This is a genomic window from Chitinophaga sp. 9-1-y, assembly GCF_059511905.2.
Genome location: NZ_CM197955.1, coordinates 6,783,976 through 6,807,822, shown reverse-complemented (window position 1 = coordinate 6,807,822; position 23,847 = coordinate 6,783,976). Strand labels below are relative to the sequence as shown.

Below are 23,847 nucleotides of genomic sequence, written 5' to 3'. Positions count from 1 at the left end.
GCAAAACGCTTGTATGAAAAGACTTTTTACCCTTTGTTTAATTGCGTTGTTCTTCCTGTTCCCTATTCTATGTTGCCAGGCAGAAGGTAGTAAAGACATGTATCCGGCGGGGGCATTAGGGAACCGTGCTTACATGACCAGTTCTTCTACTGCTACCAGTGCTCTTATTGGGAACATCTACAATCCTGGTAGAATGTTCGTATATGCCAAGGCAGGAGAAGTAATTTATGTTGGATCAAGTGCACAAGGCATCGGCACCGGGACTACGCGGCTAATAGCGCCTAACGGGAATGCCTATAACACGAGCAACTCCACCACGATAGGACGTATTAATAATCGTGCGGAAGAGCTATTGGGACCTGCCGCCCTCGCACCAGGTGGTTACAACGGGTATTCCCGAACTGTACAAGCAGGTGAACAAGGCGTATGGACCATAGAATTTGATCCCCCCAATACATCAGCTACAGCATTAGGTACCGGATTTAGTCCTCCGGCAGCAAATGCTGCCTGGACGATCGCAAATCAGAATGCGGTAAATACACTAGCGCTGATTGTAGCCTGGGATGTCACCGTAGCCAGCGGAGGAATTCCACAATCCGGTCGTACCTTCCTCAATATATTTACCGGCAATGCCGGCACCGCCAATTCTGCTTTTTATGGCAAGTTTAATGTGCTGACCAAAGACGGATTCACCTATACTGCAGCCAGCAATGGTATACAACCATTTCTCTTTGCCTTCTTTGTAAATAATAAAGGTACCCGTGACAGAGCTACTGGTGTGCCTGTATATAAAAGCGTAGACCTGAATGCTGTTGTTTCTGCCAATGGCGCTTATTCCGTCCATAACCCCACCGTACCGGATGATGCCACCAATATTACGCAGAAACTATTTTACAACGCGCCGGACAATACACTACCTGCCAGCGCATCTGTTTGGGTGAACGGCGCTGCTTCCAGTACCTGGTTAATCAGTACACCAGTTACTCCTGTTGTATCACAGGTATTTTTTACGGGTAGAGAAGGTACACCGGGGCGTGCTGGTACACCACCACTGAATGGAGGTTACGTACATTTTACAGCTAATCAGAATGGCAATTTTAAAATATCAATAGACGTTAATAATAATGGGAGCACTAATGATCCGATAGACCGCATTATTACAGGATCTTCTGTAACAGGAGACAATGCTATTTTATGGGACGGAAAAGACGGGCTTGGCGCCGACGTTGCTAATGGCGCTCAAATCAATATTTCTGTTATCCTCTATTCAGGCGAGGTACATTTTCCCTACCTGGATGTGGAGAATAATGCTAACGGTATTATTATAACCCGTACCAATGGCTCCAATGCTCCTGATCCTACTGTATACTGGAATGATCAATTGCTTGGTAGTGGTGGTGGGGCTCCCGTTCCGGTGAATGCATCGGCGAGTCCGGGCATAAACAGCACTACTAACGGGCATAAATATACGAATAGCTATGGCGACAATAGTTTGCTGGATACCTGGGCGTATATTTTTAGCGCACCGCAGACTGCCAATGTAACCGTAAAGCAATACCAGGCAGACCTGGAAGTAGTTAATAATATTCCTGCGCTGACAGCTATTTGTGCCGGTCGGCAAATTACTTATACTACGACAGTACGGAACAATGGGCCAGACTCGGCCAACGGCGCACGCTATAGCTTTACCTTTCCTTCTCAGTTTACGCCAGCCAATGTTACCAGCAGCGGAAATGGTATTATTGTGTCTGGCGGATTTTCCGGCAATGCATACACAGCGGTGCTTAACCTCGCCAATGGGGCGGTAGTCAACTACACCTTTACCGGTACCATCACCGATGTACCGGCAGGAGGGAACCTCGTCACCAAATCAAGTGTGATGCGCCCGCCAGACGTAACCGATCCTGATGCTACGAGCGTTGCCAGCGGGAATCCAACTGATCCTGACGTGGAATGTAATGGCGCCCCTTCCGGAGCAGGATGTAATAATATTAAAACCAGCAGCATTCCTGTTTCTGCAGTTATCGCTAATAACACCGTTAGTGCGGCGCAGTCGGTGTGCATTGGTAATGCGCCTGCACCACTTACCGGCACTACTATTGCGGGGACGCCGCAATACCTGTGGCAATCCAGCATAATCAGTGGCACGGCTGGTTTTACGGCTGCTACCGGCACTAATAACGGTAAAGACTATACGCCACCGGTTTTGCCGCAATCCACCTGGTATAGAAGAATTGTTAATGCCGGTAGTTGCAGTGATACCAGCGCTGCCATTATGATTACAATTAATCCATTGTTGACCCCGGGCTCCGTGGCGGGTAACCAAAGCTTTTGTAATAGCGGCGATCCGGTGATATTCACACAAACTGCCGCGGCAACGGGTGGAAATGGTATCTATACCTATCGTTGGCAATCCTCACCGGATAATATTTCCTTTAATGATATTTTTGGGGCGGGACAGGCCACCTATGACGCGCCGGCAGTTTCGCAGACTATCTATTTCCGTCGTATTGTGAGCAGTAGCAGTTCTGGCTGCGCCGACATGATCAGTGATACGTTGACCGTGCAAATCAGTACTACGCCTACCACGGCTAATGCAGGCAGCGATCAAAACCTATGTAATGTTACTTCGGCGACCTTATCAGGCAACACGCCGGTAACTGGCAATGGTACCTGGCAGCAGACAGGAGGTCCCGTAACTGCCGTGATAGCAGATACTACATTGCCTAATACCGGCATCAGTGGATTAACCAACGGAACCTTCACTTTTGTGTGGACTATCCGGAGTGGTAATTGTCCACCATCTAAAGACACCGTTGTTATAAATGTGAGTCCACTCGCATCTACCGCCAATGCTGGCCCCGATCAACCATTGTGTAATATGACCAGCGCTACACTGGCAGGTAACACGCCAACAGCAGGAACCGGTCAGTGGTCGCAGATAGCAGGACCTAACAATGCCTCCTTTGTGAATGCTACACAACCCAATACGGTTGTTCAGAATCTGCAGCCTGGCACTTATTCGCTGGTGTGGACGATCAGCAGTGGTACCTGTGCGCCTTCCGCAGATACTATGCAGGTACTTGTTTCTGCTGCGCCTACTACTGCCAATGCTGGTCCTGATCAAACAAAATATAACAACGGGCAATTCTCCATTGGTGGTAATACACCCAGCAACGGGCAAGGCGCCTGGGCGGTGGTGAGTGGCAACGCTGTTATAGACAACGCTGCTTCGCCAGCCACTACAGCTACCCTTCAACCAAATAGTACTGCCACACTCACATGGACGATCACCAGTGGCAGCTGTCCGCCGAGTATTGATACGGTAATATTAACCTACACTTCCCAGGCAGATCTGAAAGTGACTAAATCTGACGCAGGCAACACCTATAAAACCAATAGCGCGTTAACGTATACCATTACGATTGAAAATGCCGGTCCTTCAGATATCTATGGGTTCACCCTGCAGGATACACTTCCCGTAAAGATGACAGGTGCTTCCTGGACATCTGTAGTTACGGGCACCAACGTGGCATTACGTCCACTTTCCGGTGCAGGTAATGTGATTGTTGCCAATGGAGATATCCCGTTTGCAGCAGGCAATAAAATAGTAATTACGGTTACCGGTACAGTGGCGGCCAATGCTGTTGGTGGCAACGTTATTACTAACACGGCCACCGTTAGTAATCCTGCCGGACTCCCGGATCCGGCAACTGGAAATAATACCTCTACAGTTGCTGGCACTGTACCCAACAATCCTCCTGTGGCAGTGGATGATAATTATACTACCATCAGGGATGTGCCGGTAAGTGGTAATGTACTAACCAACGACAGTGATCCGGAGAACCAACCTATAACGGTGTCGGCTACACTGGTTACGCCACCAGCTAACGGTGGTGTGATACAGAATGCTGATGGTACTTTTACGTATACACCGGGGCCTGGTTTTGTTGGCACAGACACTTATGTATACCAGGTGTGCGATAATCAAGGTGCCTGCACCCAGGCCACTGTAACTATTCTGGTTAAGAAAGGAATGGCCCATCTTACGATTACCAAAATAGCAACTCCGAATACTGCCAGTGCAGGAGGGCCACTGACTTATACCCTGACAGTTACCAATAATGGTCCGTCTACGATATTAAATACTGAAACTTTTTCAGTAGCAGATACTTTGCCAGCTGGATTCATTGCCAATACCTATACTCCTTCTGCAGGAAGTTATAACAACGGCAACTGGACCGGTGTAACATTGAAGCCGGGTGCTGCTGTAACATTAACGATTGCCGGCAATGTGGCGTCTTCATTTGCCGGTACCAGTCTTAGGAATACGGCGAGTGCTACGCCACCGGGAGCCATACCAGATTCTACACCTGCCACTGCTACCCTGGTAACGCCTGTTACCAAATCGGTAGAAGTGGTAGTGACGAAAACGGATAACACCACTACCTACGTTCCGGGAACTACTACCCAGTATAAGATTACTATTGTAAATAAAGGTCCGGCAGATCTTATCGGGGCTACCTTCCAGGATCCATTGCCTGCAGGCATTGCCACCGCTTCCTGGACAGCAGCATCCGCTGGTGGCGGGCAGACAAAAGATTCCGGGACCGGACCTATTAATGAGCCTGTCAATCTTTCCGCCGGTAGTACTATCGTTTATACGTTAACGATAGCTATTCCATCCAATTATACGGGGCCATTGACCAATACCGCCAGCATAGTGGTACCGGCGGGTTATAATAATATTAACCCTTCGGGTAACAGTGCTACGGATACGGATACCCCCAATCCGCAGTATGGTCTTGTAGTAAGTAAAAGTGGCCCTGCGAGTGCTGCTGCAGGTACACCACTGAGTTATGATGTAACGGTGGTGAACAATGGACCGTCTGATGTTACGGGTGCAGCAGTGGTAGATCATTTGCCTGCACCTCTTCAGAATCCGGTGTGGACAGTGACTACTGCTGGCAGCGCCACTGCTTCGCAAGCCAATGGTAGCGGAGATATTAGCTTCACTGCTAACCTGCCTGCCGGTGCTGGTAATACCATTACCATTCATATCAGTGGTACCATAGATCCGGCCGCTACTGGTGCCTTTGTAAATACCGCCAGCGTTACCCCTCCGGGATCTGCACCCGTATTTTCCAATACCGTGAATACCGTGATAGTAAGTACTACTGGTCTTACACTGGTAAAACAAGGTCCTGCCAATGGCCATATTGCAGCAGGGCAGCCTATTAGCTATCAACTGAAACTCACAAATGCAGGCCCGTCCAATGCCAATGGTATTGTATTGTCAGACGTGGTGCCTGCCGCTATTACCAATGTCAGCTGGTCTGTAAGTACCGCTGGATCGGCAGCAGTGGCTGCGGGCAGCGCCAGCACCGGTACGGGTAATAATATCAGCACTACCGTGAACATTCCTGCCGGATTAGCCAATGTGGTAACCATGCAAATTAATGGAACCGTTAGCTCAGCGGCTAAGGATACTTTATTGAATACCGCTACTGCCACACATCCGGGCGATACGACCATTACCGCATCTCACAAAACAGTGGTGGACAACAAACCCGGCCTGCAGATTGTGAAGGCCGGCCCGGCAACTGCAGATGCGGGAACAAATATTACTTACACGATTACCGTGAATAACAGCGGTCCTTCTGATGCCTTACAGGCCGTCATTTCAGATGTGGTTGGTCCTACCACTATGACCAACGTAAGCTGGACGGCCACTGCTGCCGGTAATGCCGTTATTAATACAGGTGCTAACGGCAACGGCAACACGTTATCTGTAAATGCCAATATCCCGGCCGGAAGTAATAACAGCGTAACGATTGTAGTACAGGGGACTATTTTTTCCGGGGCAACAGGGAATATTCGTAATACAGCTACTGTAGCGGTGACCGGACAACAGCCGGTGGTTTCCAATGAAGTGATTACACAAATTACCAATCATACAACGTTGGTAGTGACCAAAACAGGACCGGCTACTGCTACTGCCGGCGGGCCTATGTTGTACCTGCTGAAGATTACTAATTCGGGACCTTCAGACGCTGTAAATGCGACCTTACTGGATACACTGGGTACTATGATACAAAACCCAGGTATTTCCACTATTAAGCACGGCACTGCTACAGTGGCTTCTTACCAGGTTGTCAATGGTATAGCGCAGGTAGTAGGAAATATACCAGCCGGAGACAGCAATTCTATTGATGTTATAATTTTAGGAAAAATAGATCCTGCATTTACGGGTCAGATTACCAACCATGGGGTTATCAGTACCAATAATGAACCTGTTGTGAACTCTAATGTGGTAACAACTACCGTGACGAGCAAACCGGTACTAACGATCACTAAAGCAGGTAAAGATACCGCCGTCGCCGGCCAGTCGCTGAACTATAGCATCTCCGTGGGCAATACCGGTTTATCTAATGCGGTAAATGTAAATATCCTGGATGCGGTGCCAACTGGCTTATCGAATGTGAGCTGGACTACCTCGCTGGTAAATGGCGCCACTATTTCCAGTGGGGCTACCGGTACGGGTAGTAGCGTCAATGTTACGGGTACTATTCCTGCCGGAAACCAGGCATTTATAACCATTAATGTAACCGGAACGATCACGCCGTCTTTTAGTGGTAACCTGTCTAATTTTGCTACGGCTGCGGTCAATGGAGGAACACCATTGCCATCAGATACGGTAGTTACACATGTGATCAGCAAACCATCCCTACAGATTACAAAATCAGGACCCGACCACGTTTCGGCGGGTGATTTTATCCGGTACACTTTACAAATCACCAATGCCGGACCATCAGATGCAGTGAATGTAAATATTTCGGATACAGTAAACGGAGCGATACAAGCTACCAGCTGGCTGGCGTCTGCCAGTGGTGGCGCCACTATCAGCAGCGGTGCATCGGGCAACGGTAATAATGTGGCTATTGTAGCGAATATACCAGCGGGTACCGGTAATATAACCGTGTATGTAGATGGAACAGTGAGCGCAGGTGCAGCCGGAACGGTTAATAACAGTGCCACTGCAGGTGTTACGGGAATGCCGCCGGTAAGTGCCACTACTTCAGCAGTGGTGACTAATGATCCGGTAGTGAGCATTAATAAAACAGGACCGTCACAAGCCAATGCGGGAGAGTCTATCAGCTATACGTTGGTGGTCACCAATTATGGAAAATCAGATGCAAAAAATGTCAATATTGGCGACCAGGTGCCACCACAGCTAACCAATGTCAGCTGGACTACTACCACTGCCGGTAATATTACCGTAAATGCCGGTGGTACCGGAACAGGTAATAACGTGGTGATACGTGCTGATTTGAACGCAGGCACTCAAAATCATTTATTCGTTACCGTTACCGGAACCATTGCTCCTGACTTTGCAGGTACCTTTATCAATAGTGCCCGTGCAGTGGTGAATAACAGGGACACTTCCCGGAGCGACACCATTGTTACATTGGTTGCCAATAAGCCAGGCATACAGCTAGTGAAAACGGCACCGGATACAGTGGCCGCCGGAGGTATTATTACTTATACACTTACTGCTACCAACATAGGGCCATCTGACGCACCAGTGTTAATGATTACAGATGCCTTACCTGTTTTCGTTAAAAATGTGAACTGGTCGGCAATAGCTGCTGGCAGTGCAACAGTACAAACGGGCGGCGGCACCGGTAATAACGTAGGTGTACAAGGTAGTATTCCTGCGGGCGCCGGTAATATGATTACTGTTACCATTACCGGTACGGTAGATCCGGCATTTACGGGAGATATTAATAACGTGGCGTTGGCTACTCCAGGCGGCCAACCCTCTATATCTTCAAATACTACGATCACTCATGTGGTGAAGAAAATAGCGCTGGCACTGTCTAAATCTGGCCCTTCCCAGGAAGCAGCCGGTCAGCAGATTATTTATCTCATGAACTTGAGTAATAATGGACCTTCTGATGCGCCGGGTGTCCATTTCTTTGATACAGTTCCTGCTGCTATCAGGAATGTTACATGGACGGCTGTTAAAACCGGGGCCGCTGCGGTACTCACCGGTGCCACAGGTACAGGTAACAACGTAGCCGTGACCGGAGATATTCCTGCCGGTGCATCTTCCAATAACATTATTATTGTGGTGAAAGGTGTGATTGACCCGGCATACACCGGGGCACTATTGCAGAACATTGCGTATACATCTTCTACAGACCAACCTATACCGGTAAAGGATACCGCAATTACCAAAGTGCTGAGCCAATCCTTACTGAAACTTAGTAAGAGTGGTCCGGCTGCGTTGTTTGCCGGTGATTCGATAACCTATACCATTCACCTAGAAAATGGCGGACCTTCCGATGCAGTGAATGTACATATCAGCGACGTGATAGATCCTGCTGTACAGAATCCGGCATGGACAGCGGCAGCTACTGGTACAGGTACCAGTATTAATGCCAACAGCGGCACAGGTAACATTAATTTGAATGGAAATATACCCGCTGGTACAGGACATAGCATTGACATAACAGTAACGGGTACATTAAATTCCAATTTTACAGGAGATACCATAGTCAATAATGCAGTGGCCACACTTGCCGGACAGAATCCAATTGTATCTACTGTAAATACATTGGTTAAACGGAGGGCTAATTTAGGCATAGTGAAGAGTGGACCAGGTAACGCTGCCGCCGGTGAAAAAATCAGCTATACTATTACTGTCAATAACTATGGTCCATCTGACGTAACAGGGCTTACTATTACAGATATTATTCCTGCCACTATATTGCAACCCGTGTGGACCGCTACAGCAACGGGTACAGGAAGTACAGTATCTGCCAACAATGGTACCGGTAATATTAATCTTACCGCCAGCTTGCATGCAGGCTCCGCTAATAACATCACCATCATTGTTACCGGCACTATTGATCCATCAGCAACAGATAGCAGTTTCATTTCCAATATAGCTACAGTCGTTCCACCATCTGATTTCGACAACAACGGTCCGGTAAACGCCACAGCTGTTACACTTGTTCGTAAGCAGGCAGATCTGGAAATTGTGAAATCCGGTCCTGCTAATATTGCTGCCGGGCAAAACATCCATTATCAATTGTTAGTCACCAACAGGGGAATTTCGGATGTTAGCAATGCCGTAATTAAAGATGCGGTACCTGCTGGCGTTACCATCAGTAACGTAACGGCTACAACGACCGGAAACGCCAGTGCCGGTAGCCCTGCTGTTGTAAGTAACAACATTACACTGAATGGCAATATTGCTGCTGGTACAGGCAATAGCATAGTAGTGAATATTGATGGTGTTGTAGATCCCGCCGCCACTGGTACTATTACCAACACTGGTACCGTAACACCACCGGCAGATGTGAAGGAAACGAATCCGGCTAATAATACCAGTAGTATTAGTACTGCTATTTCCACCAGTTTGGGACTGCAGATATCAAAATCAGGACCTGCCAGTGTGAATGTGTTGGATAAGATTACTTATACCATGGTATTAACTAACAACGGTATTTCTGACGCGAATGAAGTAACTGTGACGGACGTAGTACCGGCAGATATTACCGGGGTAACGTGGACCGCCACCGCCACTGGCAATGCGGGTGTTATATCTGCTGCTTCCGGAAGTGGTAACAATATTAATTTAACCACAAGAGTGGGAGGCAGCAACTCCGGTACCATCACTATCACGGTTACTGGTACCGTGAGTGCAACCGCTGCTGCTACTATTACAAATACAGTAACCGCCAGTGCTCAGGGCAGCAGTTCCAGTACGGTAGTGACTTCTGTGAATAATTCAGTAGATCTGCGGATTAATAAAACAGCACCTACTACTATCGCAGCTGGTGAGGAAATTACCTATGTAGTTACTGTCACCAATGCGGGTCCGGCAGATGCCATTGGCGCGGCTATTACAGATGCGATGCCTGCGGCAATAGATGTGCAAAATGTTACCTGGACGGCTACTGCTACCGGAGGTGCCAATGTTACGCCTACCAGTGGTACCGGTGCCGCGGGTATTTTCCTGGCAGCAGATATTCCTGCTCATACCGGTGTAGTGACTATCACGATAAAAGGTACGGTGAATCCGGCTACCACGGGCGTAATAGAAAACGCGGCAGCTACTGTTCCCGGTATGGGTCAGGTAGATCCAACACCTGCACAGGTGCTGGTAAGCACTACTGTGACCACCGTGCCAGGCTTGTCTGTCGTGAAATCAGGACCTACCCAGGTGATTGCCGGCGATACGATGAACTATACGCTGCTGATACGGAATAATGGTCCTTCTGATGCTACCGGGGCTACAATTAAAGATACTATACCAGGTGCGGTAACAGGTATCACCTGGTCGGCTACCGCCTCCAACGCTACTATCACAGATCCGGGTACCGGTGTAGGAAATATAGTGGCCATCGTCGGGGATATACCTGCCGGAGGATCGATTACAGTACACATAGCGGGAAAAACAAATCCTGCTTTTGAGGGTAATATGGCCAACCATGCAGTAGTGAGTGGTAATGGACAAACAGTAGTCAGCAATGATGTACGCACACTTGTGCAGAATAAGCCCGGGCTTACTATCCGCAAATCAGGACCAGTAAAGGCTACTGCCGGTGCGCAAATTTCATATGCGATTGCCATTGCCAATAACGGTTTATCTGCCGCTAATGGTATTACAATATCTGACCTGTTACCAGCAAATCTGAAGAATCCTGTTTGGTCAGCTACCGCGGGTGGCAGTGCAGCCATCATTGGTGGAGATATTAGTAATCGTCCGGGAGATGTGGGTTTCAGGGCCAATGTACCTGCCGGAAGTGGCAACACGATTGTAGTAAACATCAGCGGCACCATTGATGCCGCCGCCACGGGCAGCTTAACCAACGTGGCTACAGCTACACTGGCAAACGGCACGCCAATGGCGGATACCGTTGTAACCCAGTTGACTACTCAAACAGGGCTGCGCTTATTGAAAGCTGCTCCGGATACTGCTACTGCAGGAACTACCATTACTTACACCCTGGATGTGTATAACGATGGGCCATCCAATGCACTGAATGTGAATGTGGCGGATGTATTGCCAACACAACTGAAAAACAGTAAATGGTCTGCAACAGCTGCTGGTGCCGCTGTTGTACACGGTGGTAACCTGCAACAACAACCAGGTAATATTGCCTTTGTTGCAGATGTTCCGGCCGGCACCAGCAATGTAATACATGTGGTAATTACAGGTACCTTACAAGCCGATTACACAGGTCCGGTGAATAACCAGGCCACTGCAGCAGCAGGAGGAGTGAACTACCTTTCCAATAAGGTGGTAACACAAGTGGTGAGCAAACCGGGACTGCGCCTTGTTAAGTCGGGCCCGTCCACAGGTATTGCCGGTGATGTGATGAGCTATAGTATCATCTTAACAAACGACGGCCCATCTGATGCAGCTAACATTAAAGTCAGCGATGTATTACCTGCCCAATTACTACAACCTGTATGGTCCGCTACTGCAAGCGGAACCGCTGTTATTACGGGTGGTAATATCACTAATCAGAGTGGCGATGTAAACCTGGTGGCAAGTGTGCCGGCAGGTGCAGGAAATCGTGTAATGATTAACGTTAGTGGTACCATTATGCCTTCCTTCTCCGGAAATATTACTAACATCGCTACGTATTCACTGAATGGAAATACAGTGAATACCCCACCGGTTATTACGCAGGTCACTAAACAGGTGATGGTGAAAGTGAGCAAATCAGCTCCGGACACCGTATCCGCGGGTGGCAAAATCAACTACACGTTGCAGGTAACCAATGAAGGACTATCTGATGTAGATAATATCGTGATCAGTGACCTGGTGCCAGCTACCATTCAGCAGGTGAACTGGAATGCGGTAGCTACGGGCGCCGTTATTACCGGTACCAGCAGTGGCACAGGTAATAACATCAGTGTTCAGGCCAGTATACCGGCAGGTCCGCAACACAATGTACTGATCAATATTAGCGGTGTGGTAGCGCCTGGCACTACCGGTATTGTACAGAACAAGGTAACCGTTAATGATGGTGCAAAAGTAGTGGCCGGGGATTCCGTGAATACGCATATCATTAACAAACCAGGTGTACAATTTACCAAATCCGGTCCGCTTACGGCTGTTGCCGGAAGCGCCATTAATTATACCATCACGTTGGGCAATGCAGGTCCTTCTGATCTGGTAAATGCGAAGGTGACAGATCTTGTGCCGGTGCAGGTAACAAACGTCACCTGGAACATTACCATGAAGGGTAGCGCTACACTGGCAGTGGGCACACCTGTTTCCGGTGCAGATAATCAAATTGCATTCACCGCCAATGTGCCGGCTGGTACAGGTAACCAGGTAGATGTACTGGTATCGGGTATTATTGCACCAGGCTTCGCGGGTGATATTACCAATACTGCCCGGGCTACAGATAACGGTAACGTTTATACGTCGAATGTTAAAACAACCGTACAGAATTCCGCATTATTAACCATTGAAAAAGTTGGCCCTGACACGGTGAGTGCAGGTAGTAGCATCAGCTATGTTATTACTGCGATGAACCAGGGGCCGTCGGACGCCAGTGGCATTAATATTTCGGACCTGGTACCGGCAGACATTACTAATGCTACCTGGACAGCCACCACCTTCGGTAACGCGCAAATTAACGGACCGCTTTCCGGCACCGGTAACAATATTGCGTTGAGTGGAAACATCCCGGCGGGCGCACAAAATAAAATACAGATCGTTGTTGATGGACTGATACCACCGAACGCCATTGCGGAATCTGTAACGAATACGGCTACACTCCGGAAGCCGGATAATACAACGATCACCAGTACGGTGAATACGAAGATCCGTCAGCTTACAGCCCTGACTATCCGGAAAGTTGCACCCGCTACTGCTAATGCAGGCGACAGCCTTCGCTATAATATTACGATCGCTAACAACGGGCCTTCTGATGCGCGGAATATACAGATTACAGACCTGGTAAGCGATACCCTTATTGGAGTTAGCTGGACAGCTACTGCAACTGGTAACGCACAAATTGTGGGCGCTGCGCAGGGAACCGGCAAGAATGTATTACTGCATGCAAATATTGGTACTGACGCAACAGATGCTATCCAGGTGATGGTGGTAGGTAAAATTAACCCGGATTTTGTGGGTAAGATTACCAACACCGCTACGGTTGCCGATGCTACCGGAAAATCCAGCAGCGCTGCGGCCAGCACTACCGTAGGTAGCAAACCAACACTGCATATTACCAAAACCAGTGTGGGTAGTGTGAATGCAGGAGATACCATTCATTATCTCATCACTGCCGCCAATGACGGACCTTCCAACGCTGGAGGCGCATCTATTACAGATAATGTTCCGGCAGCTATCACTAATGTTACCTGGACTGCTACTGCTCATGGTACTTCCCAGGTAATAGGCGCCACCAGTGGCAGTGGAAATAATGTACTGGTGAAAGGTAATATCGCTGCGGGTACAGGCAACACGATTGTAGTCAATATCATGGGTGTGGTTCCTGCTAACACAACAGCAGCATCATTGTCGAACATTGCGAAATTGAATGATTCTATTCCAAGTGATTCTGTCATCACTAATGTAACGAAGAAGCCGAATGTGCATGTAGTGAAAACAGCCGCTGCTACCGCTATAGCAGGGGATAGCCTGAAATACACCATCACCGTAACCAACGATGGCCCATCAGATGCCACGGGCGTGAAGATTAACGATATTGTTTCTGATACGCTCAGTGGTGTTAGCTGGACAGTTACGACTACCGGCACTGCACAAATAGTGGGCAGCAACAGTGGTACCGGTAATGTAGTGCTGATAGGTAATATCTCCGCAGGTACCGGCAACGCTATCAACATACAAATAGCCGGTAAGATAAATCCAGACTTCACCGGTACTATTACCAATACCGTCAGTGCCACAGATGTAAATAACAATACCACTACCGGCACGGCTACCACGCAGGTAACCGGTAAATCAGCATTGAGCATCACCAAAACCAGTGCAGGCAGCGTAAATGCCGGCGATACCATCCGTTATGTGATCACTGCTTCCAACGCCGGTCCATCCGGCGCTAAGAATGTAAGCATTGCCGATGCGGTGCCATCCGCGATTACGAACGTTACCTGGACCGCTACGGCGAATGGTACTTCCCAGGTAATTGGTACGGCCAGTGGCAGTGGCAATAGTGTGTTGGTGAAAGGTAATATAGATGTGGGCGCAGGCAACACCATTGTAGTTAATATCATGGGTGTGGTTCCTGCTAACACAACAGCAGCATCATTGTCGAACATTGCGAAATTGAATGATTCTATTCCAAGTGATTCTGTCATCACCCATGTAACGAAGAAGCCGAATGTACATGTGGTGAAAACAGCCGCTGCTACCGCTATAGCAGGGGATAGCCTGAAGTACACCATCACTGTAACCAATGATGGCCCATCTGATGCCACCGGCGTGAAGATTAATGACATCGTTTCTGATACGCTCAGTGGTGTTAGCTGGACAGCTACGACTACCGGCACTGCACAAATAGTGGGCAGCAACAGCGGCACCGGTAATGTAGTGCTGACAGGTAATATCTCCGCAGGTACCGGCAACGCTATCAACATACAAATAGCCGGTAAGATAAATCCAGACTTCACCGGTACTATCACGAATACCGCCAGTGCCGCAGATGTAAATAACAATATCACTACCGGCACGGCTACCACACAGGTAACCGGTAAATCAGCATTGAGCATCACCAAAACCAGTGCGGGCAACGTAAATGCCGGCGATACCATCCGTTATGTGATCACTGCTACCAACGCCGGTCCATCCGGTGCTAAGAATGTAAGCATTGCCGATGCGGTGCCATCCGCGATTACGAACGTTACCTGGATCGCTACGGCGAATGGTACTTCCCAGGTAATTGGTACGGCCAGTGGTAGTGGCAATAGTGTGTTGGTGAAAGGTAATATAGATGCGGGCGCAGGCAACACGATTGTAGTTAATATCATGGGAGTAGTACCGGCTAACACAACAGCAGCATCATTGTCGAACATTGCGAAATTGAATGATTCTATTCCAAGTGATTCTGTCATCACCCATGTAACGAAGAAGCCGAATGTACATGTGGTGAAAACAGCCGCTGCTACCGCTATAGCAGGGGATAGCCTGAAGTACACCATCACTGTAACCAATGATGGCCCATCTGATGCCACCGGCGTGAAGATTAATGACATCGTTTCTGATACGCTCAGTGGTGTTAGCTGGACAGCTACGACTACCGGCACTGCACAAATAGTGGGCAGCAACAGTGGTACCGGTAATGTAGTGCTGACAGGTAATATCTCCGCAGGTACCGGCAACGCTATCAACATACAAATAGCCGGTAAGATAAATCCAGACTTCACCGGTACTATCACGAATACCGCCAGTGCCACAGATGTAAATAACAATACCACTACCGGCACGGCTACCACGCAGGTAACCGGTAAATCAGCATTGAGCATCACCAAAACCAGTGCGGTCAGCGTAAATGCCGGCGATACCATCCGTTATGTGATCACTGCTACCAACGCCGGTCCATCCGGTGCTAAGAATGTAAGCATTGCCGATGCGGTGCCATCTGCGATTACGAACGTTACCTGGACCGCTACGGCGAATGGTACTTCCCAGGTAATAGGCGCCACCAGTGGTAGTGGAAATAATGTACTGGTGAAAGGTAATATAGATGCGGGCGCAGGCAACACGATTGTAGTTAATATCATGGGAGTAGTACCGGCTAACACAACAGCAGCATCATTGTCGAACATTGCGAAATTGAATGATTCTATTCCAAGTGATTCTGTCATCACTCATGTAACGAAGAAACCGAATGTACATGTGGTGAAAACAGCCGCTGCTACCGCTATAGCAGGTGATAGCCTGAAATATACCATCACTGTAACCAACGATGGCCCATCTGATGCCACCGGCGTGAAGATTAACGATATTGTTTCTGATACGCTCAGTGGTGTTAGCTGGACAGCTACGACTACCGGCGCAGCTCAGATAGTGGGCAGCAACAGTGGCACCGGTAATGTAGTGCTGACAGGTAATATCTCCGCAGGTACCGGCAACGCTATCAACATACAAATAGCCGGTAAGATAAATCCAGACTTCACCGGTACTATCACGAATACCGCCAGTGCCACAGATGTAAATAACAATACCACTACCGGCACTGCTACCACGCAGGTAACCGGTAAATCAGCGTTGAGTATCACTAAAACCAGTGCGGGCAGCGTAAATGCCGGCGATACCATCCGTTATGTGATCACTGCTTCCAACGCCGGTCCATCCGGCGCTAAGAATGTAAGCATTGCCGATGCGGTGCCATCCGCGATTACGAACGTTACCTGGACCGCTACGGCGAATGGTACTTCCCAGGTAATTGGAACGGCCAGTGGCAGTGGTAATAGTGTGTTGGTGAAAGGTAATATAGATGCGGGCGCAGGCAACACCATTGTAGTTAATATCATGGGAGTAGTACCGGCTAACACAACAGCAGCATCATTGTCGAACATTGCGAAATTGAATGATTCTATTCCAAGTGATTCTGTCATCACTCATGTAACGAAGAAACCGAATGTACATGTGGTAAAAACAGCCGCAGCGACAGCTATAGCAGGGGATAGCCTGAAATACACCATCACTGTAACCAACGATGGCCCGTCTGATGCCACCGGCGTGAAGATTAACGATATTGTTTCTGATACGCTCAGTGGTGTTAGCTGGACCGCTACGACTACCGGCACTGCACAAATAGTGGGCAGCAACAGTGGCACCGGTAATGTAGCGCTGACAGGTAATATCTCCGCAGGTACCGGCAACGCTATCAACATACAAATAGCTGGTAAGATAAATCCAGACTTCACCGGTACTATCACGAATACCGCCAGTGCCACAGATGTAAATAACAATACCACTATCGGCACTGCTACCACACAGGTAACCGGTAAATCAGCGTTGAGTATCACTAAAACCAGTGCGGGCAGCGTAAATGCCGGCGATACCATCCGTTATGTGATCACTGCTACCAACGCCGGTCCATCCGGCGCTAAGAATGTAAGCATTGCCGATGCGGTGCCATCCGCGATTACGAACGTTACCTGGACCGCTACGGCGAATGGTACTTCCCAGGTAATTGGAACGGCCAGTGGCAGTGGCAATAGTGTGTTGGTGAAAGGTAATATAGATGCGGGCGCAGGCAACACCATAGTAGTTAATATCATGGGAGTAGTACCGGCTAACGCAACAGCAGCATCATTGTCGAACATTGCGAAATTGAATGATTCTATTCCAAGTGATTCTGTCATCACTAGTGTAACGAAGAAACCGAATGTACATGTGGTGAAAACAGCCGCTGCTACCGCTATAGCAGGGGATAGTCTGAAATACACCATCACTGTAACCAATGATGGCCCGTCTGATGCCACCGGCGTGAAGATTAATGACATCGTTTCAGATACGCTCAGTGGTGTTAGCTGGACCGCTACGACTACCGGCACTGCACAAATAGTGGGCAGCACCAGTGGCACCGGTAATGTAGCGCTGACAGGTAATATCTCCGCAGGTACCGGCAACGCTATCAACATACAAATAGCTGGTAAGATAAATCCAGACTTCACCGGTACTATTACCAATACCGCCAGTGCCACAGATGTGAATAATAATACCACTACAGGTACTGCCACTACGCAGGTAACCGGTAAGTCAGCGTTAAGTATCACTAAAACCGGTAGTGTACGGGTGAATGCAGGCGATACTATCCGCTACGTAGTGACTGCTTCCAATGCGGGTCCGTCAACGGCCACCGGTATTACTATCACTGACCTGGTACCAGTTACGATAACAGGTGTTACATGGACAGCAGTGGCCAATGGTACTTCCCAGTTGACCGGTCCGGCCACGGGCAACGGTAACAATGTGTCTGTGAAAGGTAACCTGGCTGCGGGCAGCAATAATACAATACAGGTGACTATCAAAGGTGTCATTCCGGCGGATGCTACGATTACTTCGGTATCCAATACCGCTACTCTCAACCCGGGTACTGGTACGCCAATTCCATCTGATCCGGTAGAAACAGTAGTAGTGCCTGCAGTGAAAACACTGGATCTCTCTATTACGAAGTCTGGTCCTGCCAGCCTGTTTGTCAATGATTCTATTACATATGAACTCATCGCGCAAAATGCGGGTCCTGCTGCCGGAGATGGTGCTGTTATTACAGATATCCTCCCGGTGGGTATAGAGGGTGCTTATGCAGTAGTGACATCACTTACCGGTGGCGCTGCCAACGTGCAGCTCACGAATACTGGTAATGTGCTGAAAGCCACCATCGGCAGCTTCCCTGCCGGCGCCGCTATCCGGATCATGATACGCGGCAAGGCCACTGGTACCGCGCCATTGCGCAACCAGGCAGTGATTGCAGCACCGGATGGTATAGGAGATAGTCGTCCGGAAAATAACACGAGCGCTACGGTAATAACCACGGTGAAACAGATAGCTATGGCAGATCTCCAGGTACAAAAAGAACTGCTGAACACCACGCCATTGCAGGTAGGTGGCAAGGCCGCATTTGTGATTACGTTGAACAATGCCGGACCAATTACTACCAGTGGTATTACAGTGAAGGATACCTTAAACAGTAACCTCGAAATCGTAAATGGATTTGATGCCAGCATTGGTAACGTTGATTACGATCCGAATACCAGGATAGTGATATGGACACTGGATAGTTTGCAACTCACGCAAACGGCTACACTGAAGTTTACCGCACGTGTCACCAATATTGGCGTAATCGCCAATCGTGCTACCGCCACCGCGCAGGTGCCGGATCCGAATCTGTCAAATAATACCGCCACCAGTAAGGAAGTGACGGTAACTGGCGACGATATCCTCATTCCAAACGTCATCACACCTAATGGAGATGGTAAGAATGATAAGCTCGTGATTATCGGTGTCACCAGGTATCCAAATTCTTCCTTATTCATCTATAACCGTTGGGGTAATATGGTATACCAATCAAAGAATTATCAGAATGAATGGGACGGAAAAGACCTGAATGAGGGTACTTATTACTATATCCTGAAACTAAATACACCTACTGGAGAAAGGTCCTATAAAGGATGGATTGAGTTACTGAGATAAATACTGTGCATAGCCTTTTTTGCCATAAATAAGGATCGTCCCACTGACTTAGTGGGACGATTCCTTTTTAATAGCGTGTTAACAGAATTTTTGGTTTATATAATAAACTAGTTTATATTTGATGGGAAATTAATCCCTGCACATGTCGAAATTCAACCTTTATCTATATTTATTAGTGCTATCGCCATTGTTATCATTTGCCCAGCATAAAGTCAGTGGTAAAGTAACAGATAATAAGAAGCATCCTTTACCAGGTGTAAACATCGCCATAAAAGGCTCCTATGATGGCGCAACTACTGCCGCCGACGGATCATTTTCCTTTACTACCACTGCCACAGGAGATCACCTGTTATCCGCCACGCTGACGGGATTCCAGGTATTGGAACTACAAATAAATACAGATACCGATCAGCAGCTGAATATTGTACTTAAAAGTGCTGTAAATGCGCTTCGGGTAGTAACGATATCTGCCGGTAGTTTTGAAGCCAGCGATGACAAGAAAGGAACGGTATTGAAACCACTGGATATCGTCACTACGGCAGGTGCCGGCGCCGATATTGTAAACGCCATCAAAACCTTGCCCGGTGCACAACAAACCAACGACCGTGAAGGGTTGTTCGTACGCGGGGGAACAGGGTATGAAACCCAAACGCTCATAGATGGTATGTTGGTAAGGAATCCTTTTTCCACGAGCTTACCTGACATCCCGGGCCGCGGCCGTTTTTCGCCTTTCCTTTTTAAAGGGACTACCTTCAGTAGCGGCGGATACTCTGCGCAATACGGGCAGGGATTGTCCTCTGCATTGATCCTGGAGTCGGTGGACTTACCAGAGCGTTCTTCTTCCTCTGTAGGATTATCTGTTATTGGCGCCAGCGCTGGTTTAGATAACCTGTCGAAGGACAAAAAAACTTCTTATGGGGTAGAAGCAGACTATACGAACCTGTCTCCCTATTTCAATATTTTTAAGCCTAAACAAACGCCCAACCTGGGACCAGAGATTATAGGAACCTCCGTTAACTTCCGCCATAAAACATCCAGGACCGGGATGCTTAAATTTTATGGCTATGGTAACTGGACCAAAATGGGATTTGACAAAAACAGCCTGGAGTATCCGGGATATATGGAATCTTTTAAGCTGCATAACCATAACTTTTACACGAATCTCACTTATCGTGAAAACATTGGGCACGACTGGCATCTGTACCTGGGCGCGTCTTTCAGTTCTAACCTGGATAACATAGAGGCGGATACCTTACACAAAAATCTGACGCCTACCCTGATCAGGGGACAGTCGGACCTGAGCCAGACAAAGGTGATGCTCTACAAGAACCTGGGACAATTTTCCGTGATTCGTTTTGGTGGAGAGTATCAGTATGCGATAGAAAAGTCAGCGTTTAATGGCAACAATGCCAATTATGTTGATAACTACACCGCTGCTTTTGCAGAAGGCGATGTCTATTTCACGCCCAGCTTTGTAGGTCGTGTAGGCGGACGTGCAGAGTACACTTCTGTATTGGGAAAAATGAATTTTGCCCCCCGCGTATCGCTGGCTTACAAGATGAATAACTATAGCCAGTTTTCTGTTGCCTATGGCGATTATTACCAGAAGCCGGAACCACAGTATGTTCGCTTTGATCACTATCTCGGCTATATGAAAGCCACGCACTATATTGTAAGCTATCAAAGAGTAGCCACTGATTACACCTTCCGTACAGAGGTGTTTTATAAGAAGTACAGTGACTTGCTGAAAACAGTGCCTGGCTATAACAATAATGGTAGCGGCTATGCACAGGGTATAGAAGTATTCTGGCGTGATCGCAAAACCTTTAAAAATGTGGACTACTGGATTTCTTATTCTTACCTGGATACCAAACGGGATTACCTGAATTACCCGTTCAGGGTGCAGCCCGATTTTGCTGCTACACACACCGCCAGCCTGGTATATAAGCATTACTTTCCGAAGATCACCACCAATCTTGGTTTAACTTACACCTTTGCTACTGGTCGTCCTTATTATGATCCGACCTTGCCGGTGGATAAGTTTATGTCTGAGAAAACGATGACGTATAACGCAGTAGGGGTAAGTGCCAGTTATCTGACCACCATCCGCAAAGCCTTTACCATCTTCGTTATATCAGTTAGCAACGCGCCGGGTAACAAGCAGGTATTTGGCTATCACTATTCTTCCGATGGGCTGCGCCGGGATGAGATTACGCCCAATGTGCCCCGGTTTATTTTCCTGGGTATGTTTATGAACTTTGGTATAGACAGAAGACAGGATGTTATTAATAACCTCTAATCACAATAAATATGAAACGTTTCTTTTTAGCTTTTTTAATTGCGGGTAGTTGTACTACCGCTGCCATGGCCCAAAGCGCCCAGTACGAGGATGCAATGGTTAAACAAACCGCTGACCTGGATAGCGCCAGCACGTTTACTCCTGATGGGTTGCAACAGAAGAGCAATACTTTTGAGCGCATTGCCGATGCAGAGAAAGTACAATGGCTGCCATATTACTATGCCGCTTATATGCAGGTAATGCAGGCTTTTACGCTGAAAGATAAAAGCCAGATAGACCCGCTGGCAGATAAGGCAGAAGCCAACCTGGATAAAGCAGATGCGTTGAGCCCCAAGAACTCAGAAATTGCCTGCATTCGTTCGCTGGTAGCTACTGCCAGACTTACCGTTGATCCCATGACCAGGGGTATGAAGTATGGTATGGAATCAGCTGCTCAGCTGGAAACTGCTAAGGCACTGAATCCTGAAAATCCCCGGGTATACATGTTACAGGGACAATCATTATTATTTACACCGGAACAATTTGGCGGTAGCAAGGCTAAAGCTAAAACTACCCTGGAACTGGCACTGACAAAGTTTGCCGCTTTCAAGCCGGAAACTAATATTGCTCCGCATTGGGGAGAAGCATATACCCGCAAGCTCCTGGATGCTAGTCAGAAATAATTGAAATTTTATTATACAGATATTTAGTTATTTTGTTTCCATTGCACGTAAGTCATTGAATCAAAATAGCTAAATACCTGGATAGGTATCTCAGAAAATCATGCGCATGGACTTTAAAGATCTGGATCCCGTACTACATTCACAATTGCGGCTGGCTATTATGTCGGTATTAATCAGCGAACAGGAAGCAGAGTTTACTTTGCTGAAGGAGAAAACGAATGCCACCGCAGGTAATTTAAGTGTACAGATTAATAAGTTACGTGATGCTGCCTATATTACTGTAGTGAAGCAGTTTAAGGAGAATTATCCTCAAACGATTTGTAAAATAACTGCCGCTGGCAAAAAAGCCTTTGAGAATTATGTGAGTTCTATTCAGGGGTATTTGAATGCCGGGAAGCGGAAAGCATAAAGTATAAAGCAAAAAGCAAAAAGCATAAAGCCATCGAAGCGAATGATCAAAGCGTATTAATTTAATACTCGCTAATGTCATTCGCTTCGATGGCTTTATGCTTTATGCTTTTTGCTTTCCGCTTATTCAGATGCCAATTCAGTTTTCTTTAAAGGGTTCCGCGTATTTTCTGCATAGCGGACCCGTTGTTCGAGTATTTCCAGGCAGGTAAAGATGGCTTGTCTGAAGGAATCAGGATCTGCCACATTTTTGCCGGCGATATCGAAGGCGGTGCCATGGTCTGGTGAAGTGCGTACAATGCCAAGACCTGCAGTATAGTTGATGCCATTGCCGCTGGCCAGTGATTTGAACGGAATGAGGCCCTGGTCGTGGTACATGGCCAGCACACCATCAAATTGTTTAAACATTTCACGGGCAAAAAATGCATCGGCGCTATAGGGTCCGAAACACAGGATGCCATTGCCTTTGGCATGACGGATGGCGGGAACAATCTGTTCTATTTCTTCGCGGCCTATCAGTCCGTCGTCGCCGGCGTGCGGGTTGAGTCCCAATACCGCGATGCGGGGTTGATCTATACCGAAATCTTTTACCAGGCTCTCTTTCATGAGTTGGAGCTTGCCCAGGATGTTTTCCTTGGTTACATATTTGGCCACCTCAGCTAAGGGTACGTGTTCGGTGAGCAGGCCTACACGCATGTTGTCGGCTGTCATGAACATAAGAACATCCTTTGCCTGGAAGGCATCCCGCAGGTAGGGCGTATGACCGGTATAGTTAAAGTTAGCGCTCTGGATATTGTTTTTATGGATAGGAGCGGTTACCAGTCCGCTGATATAGCCATCCTGCATACATTTGATGGCTACTTCGAGTGCACGGGCAGCATATTTACCCCCAGTTTCATTCAGTACCCCTGGAGTGATTTGTACCTCTTCTTCCCAACAGTTATACACATTTACCTGCTTATGATTGAGACGGGTAAAATCCTTGATACTCTGGTAATTGAAGTTGTTTTCATTCATCAGCTTCCGGTAAAAGTTGATGGTTTTGTTAGACGCAAAAATCACTGGTGTACAAAACTCCATCATACGCGTGTCCATAAACGTTTTGATGATAATTTCTGCGCCAATGCTGTTGATATCGCCAATGGTGATACCTATTACCGGTTTATTGATCTGGGTGGTACTCATGTGTATTGCCTCAATGAAGGGCAAATATACACAATTAGCTTTTAGCTTTTAGCAGTTAGCTTTTAGCAAATGCTGAGGAGAACATATTATGT

At 47.7% G+C, this 23,847-nt stretch carries 5 protein-coding genes; 4 read left to right on the top strand and 1 reads right to left on the bottom strand.

Annotation, left to right across the window (positions count from 1 at the left end; genetic code table 11):
• Nucleotides 1–13 precede the first annotated feature (13 nt).
• From AC5ZC7_RS26900 to AC5ZC7_RS26885, 4 genes are all read left to right on the top strand, one after another.
• Nucleotides 14–19,201 (top strand): DUF8696 domain-containing protein, encoded by a 19,188-nt coding sequence (locus tag AC5ZC7_RS26900; protein ID WP_511911280.1) that lies wholly within the window; start codon nt 14–16, stop codon nt 19,199–19,201.
• Between the two features lie 142 nt (nt 19,202–19,343).
• Entirely contained in the window at nt 19,344–21,500 is a 2,157-nt protein-coding gene (locus tag AC5ZC7_RS26895) for a carboxypeptidase-like regulatory domain-containing protein (RefSeq protein ID WP_496162845.1), read from the top strand.
• An 11-nt stretch (nt 21,501–21,511) separates the two neighbouring features.
• Nucleotides 21,512–22,162, top strand: coding sequence for a hypothetical protein (locus tag AC5ZC7_RS26890; RefSeq protein ID WP_496162846.1), 651 nt, complete (start codon nt 21,512–21,514; stop codon nt 22,160–22,162).
• 106 nt (nt 22,163–22,268) lie between these two features.
• Nucleotides 22,269–22,571: a transcriptional regulator gene (locus AC5ZC7_RS26885; RefSeq protein WP_496162847.1), complete on the top strand. Its 303-nt coding sequence runs from the start codon at nt 22,269–22,271 to the stop codon at nt 22,569–22,571.
• Nucleotides 22,572–22,693: 122 nt separating this feature from the next.
• Here the strand turns inward: AC5ZC7_RS26885 and pdxA are convergent, their stop codons facing one another.
• Complete coding sequence (pdxA, locus tag AC5ZC7_RS26880) at nt 22,694–23,755, bottom strand: 4-hydroxythreonine-4-phosphate dehydrogenase PdxA (RefSeq protein ID WP_496162848.1); 1,062 nt, start codon at nt 23,753–23,755, stop codon at nt 22,694–22,696.
• Nucleotides 23,756–23,847: the final 92 nt, after the last annotated feature.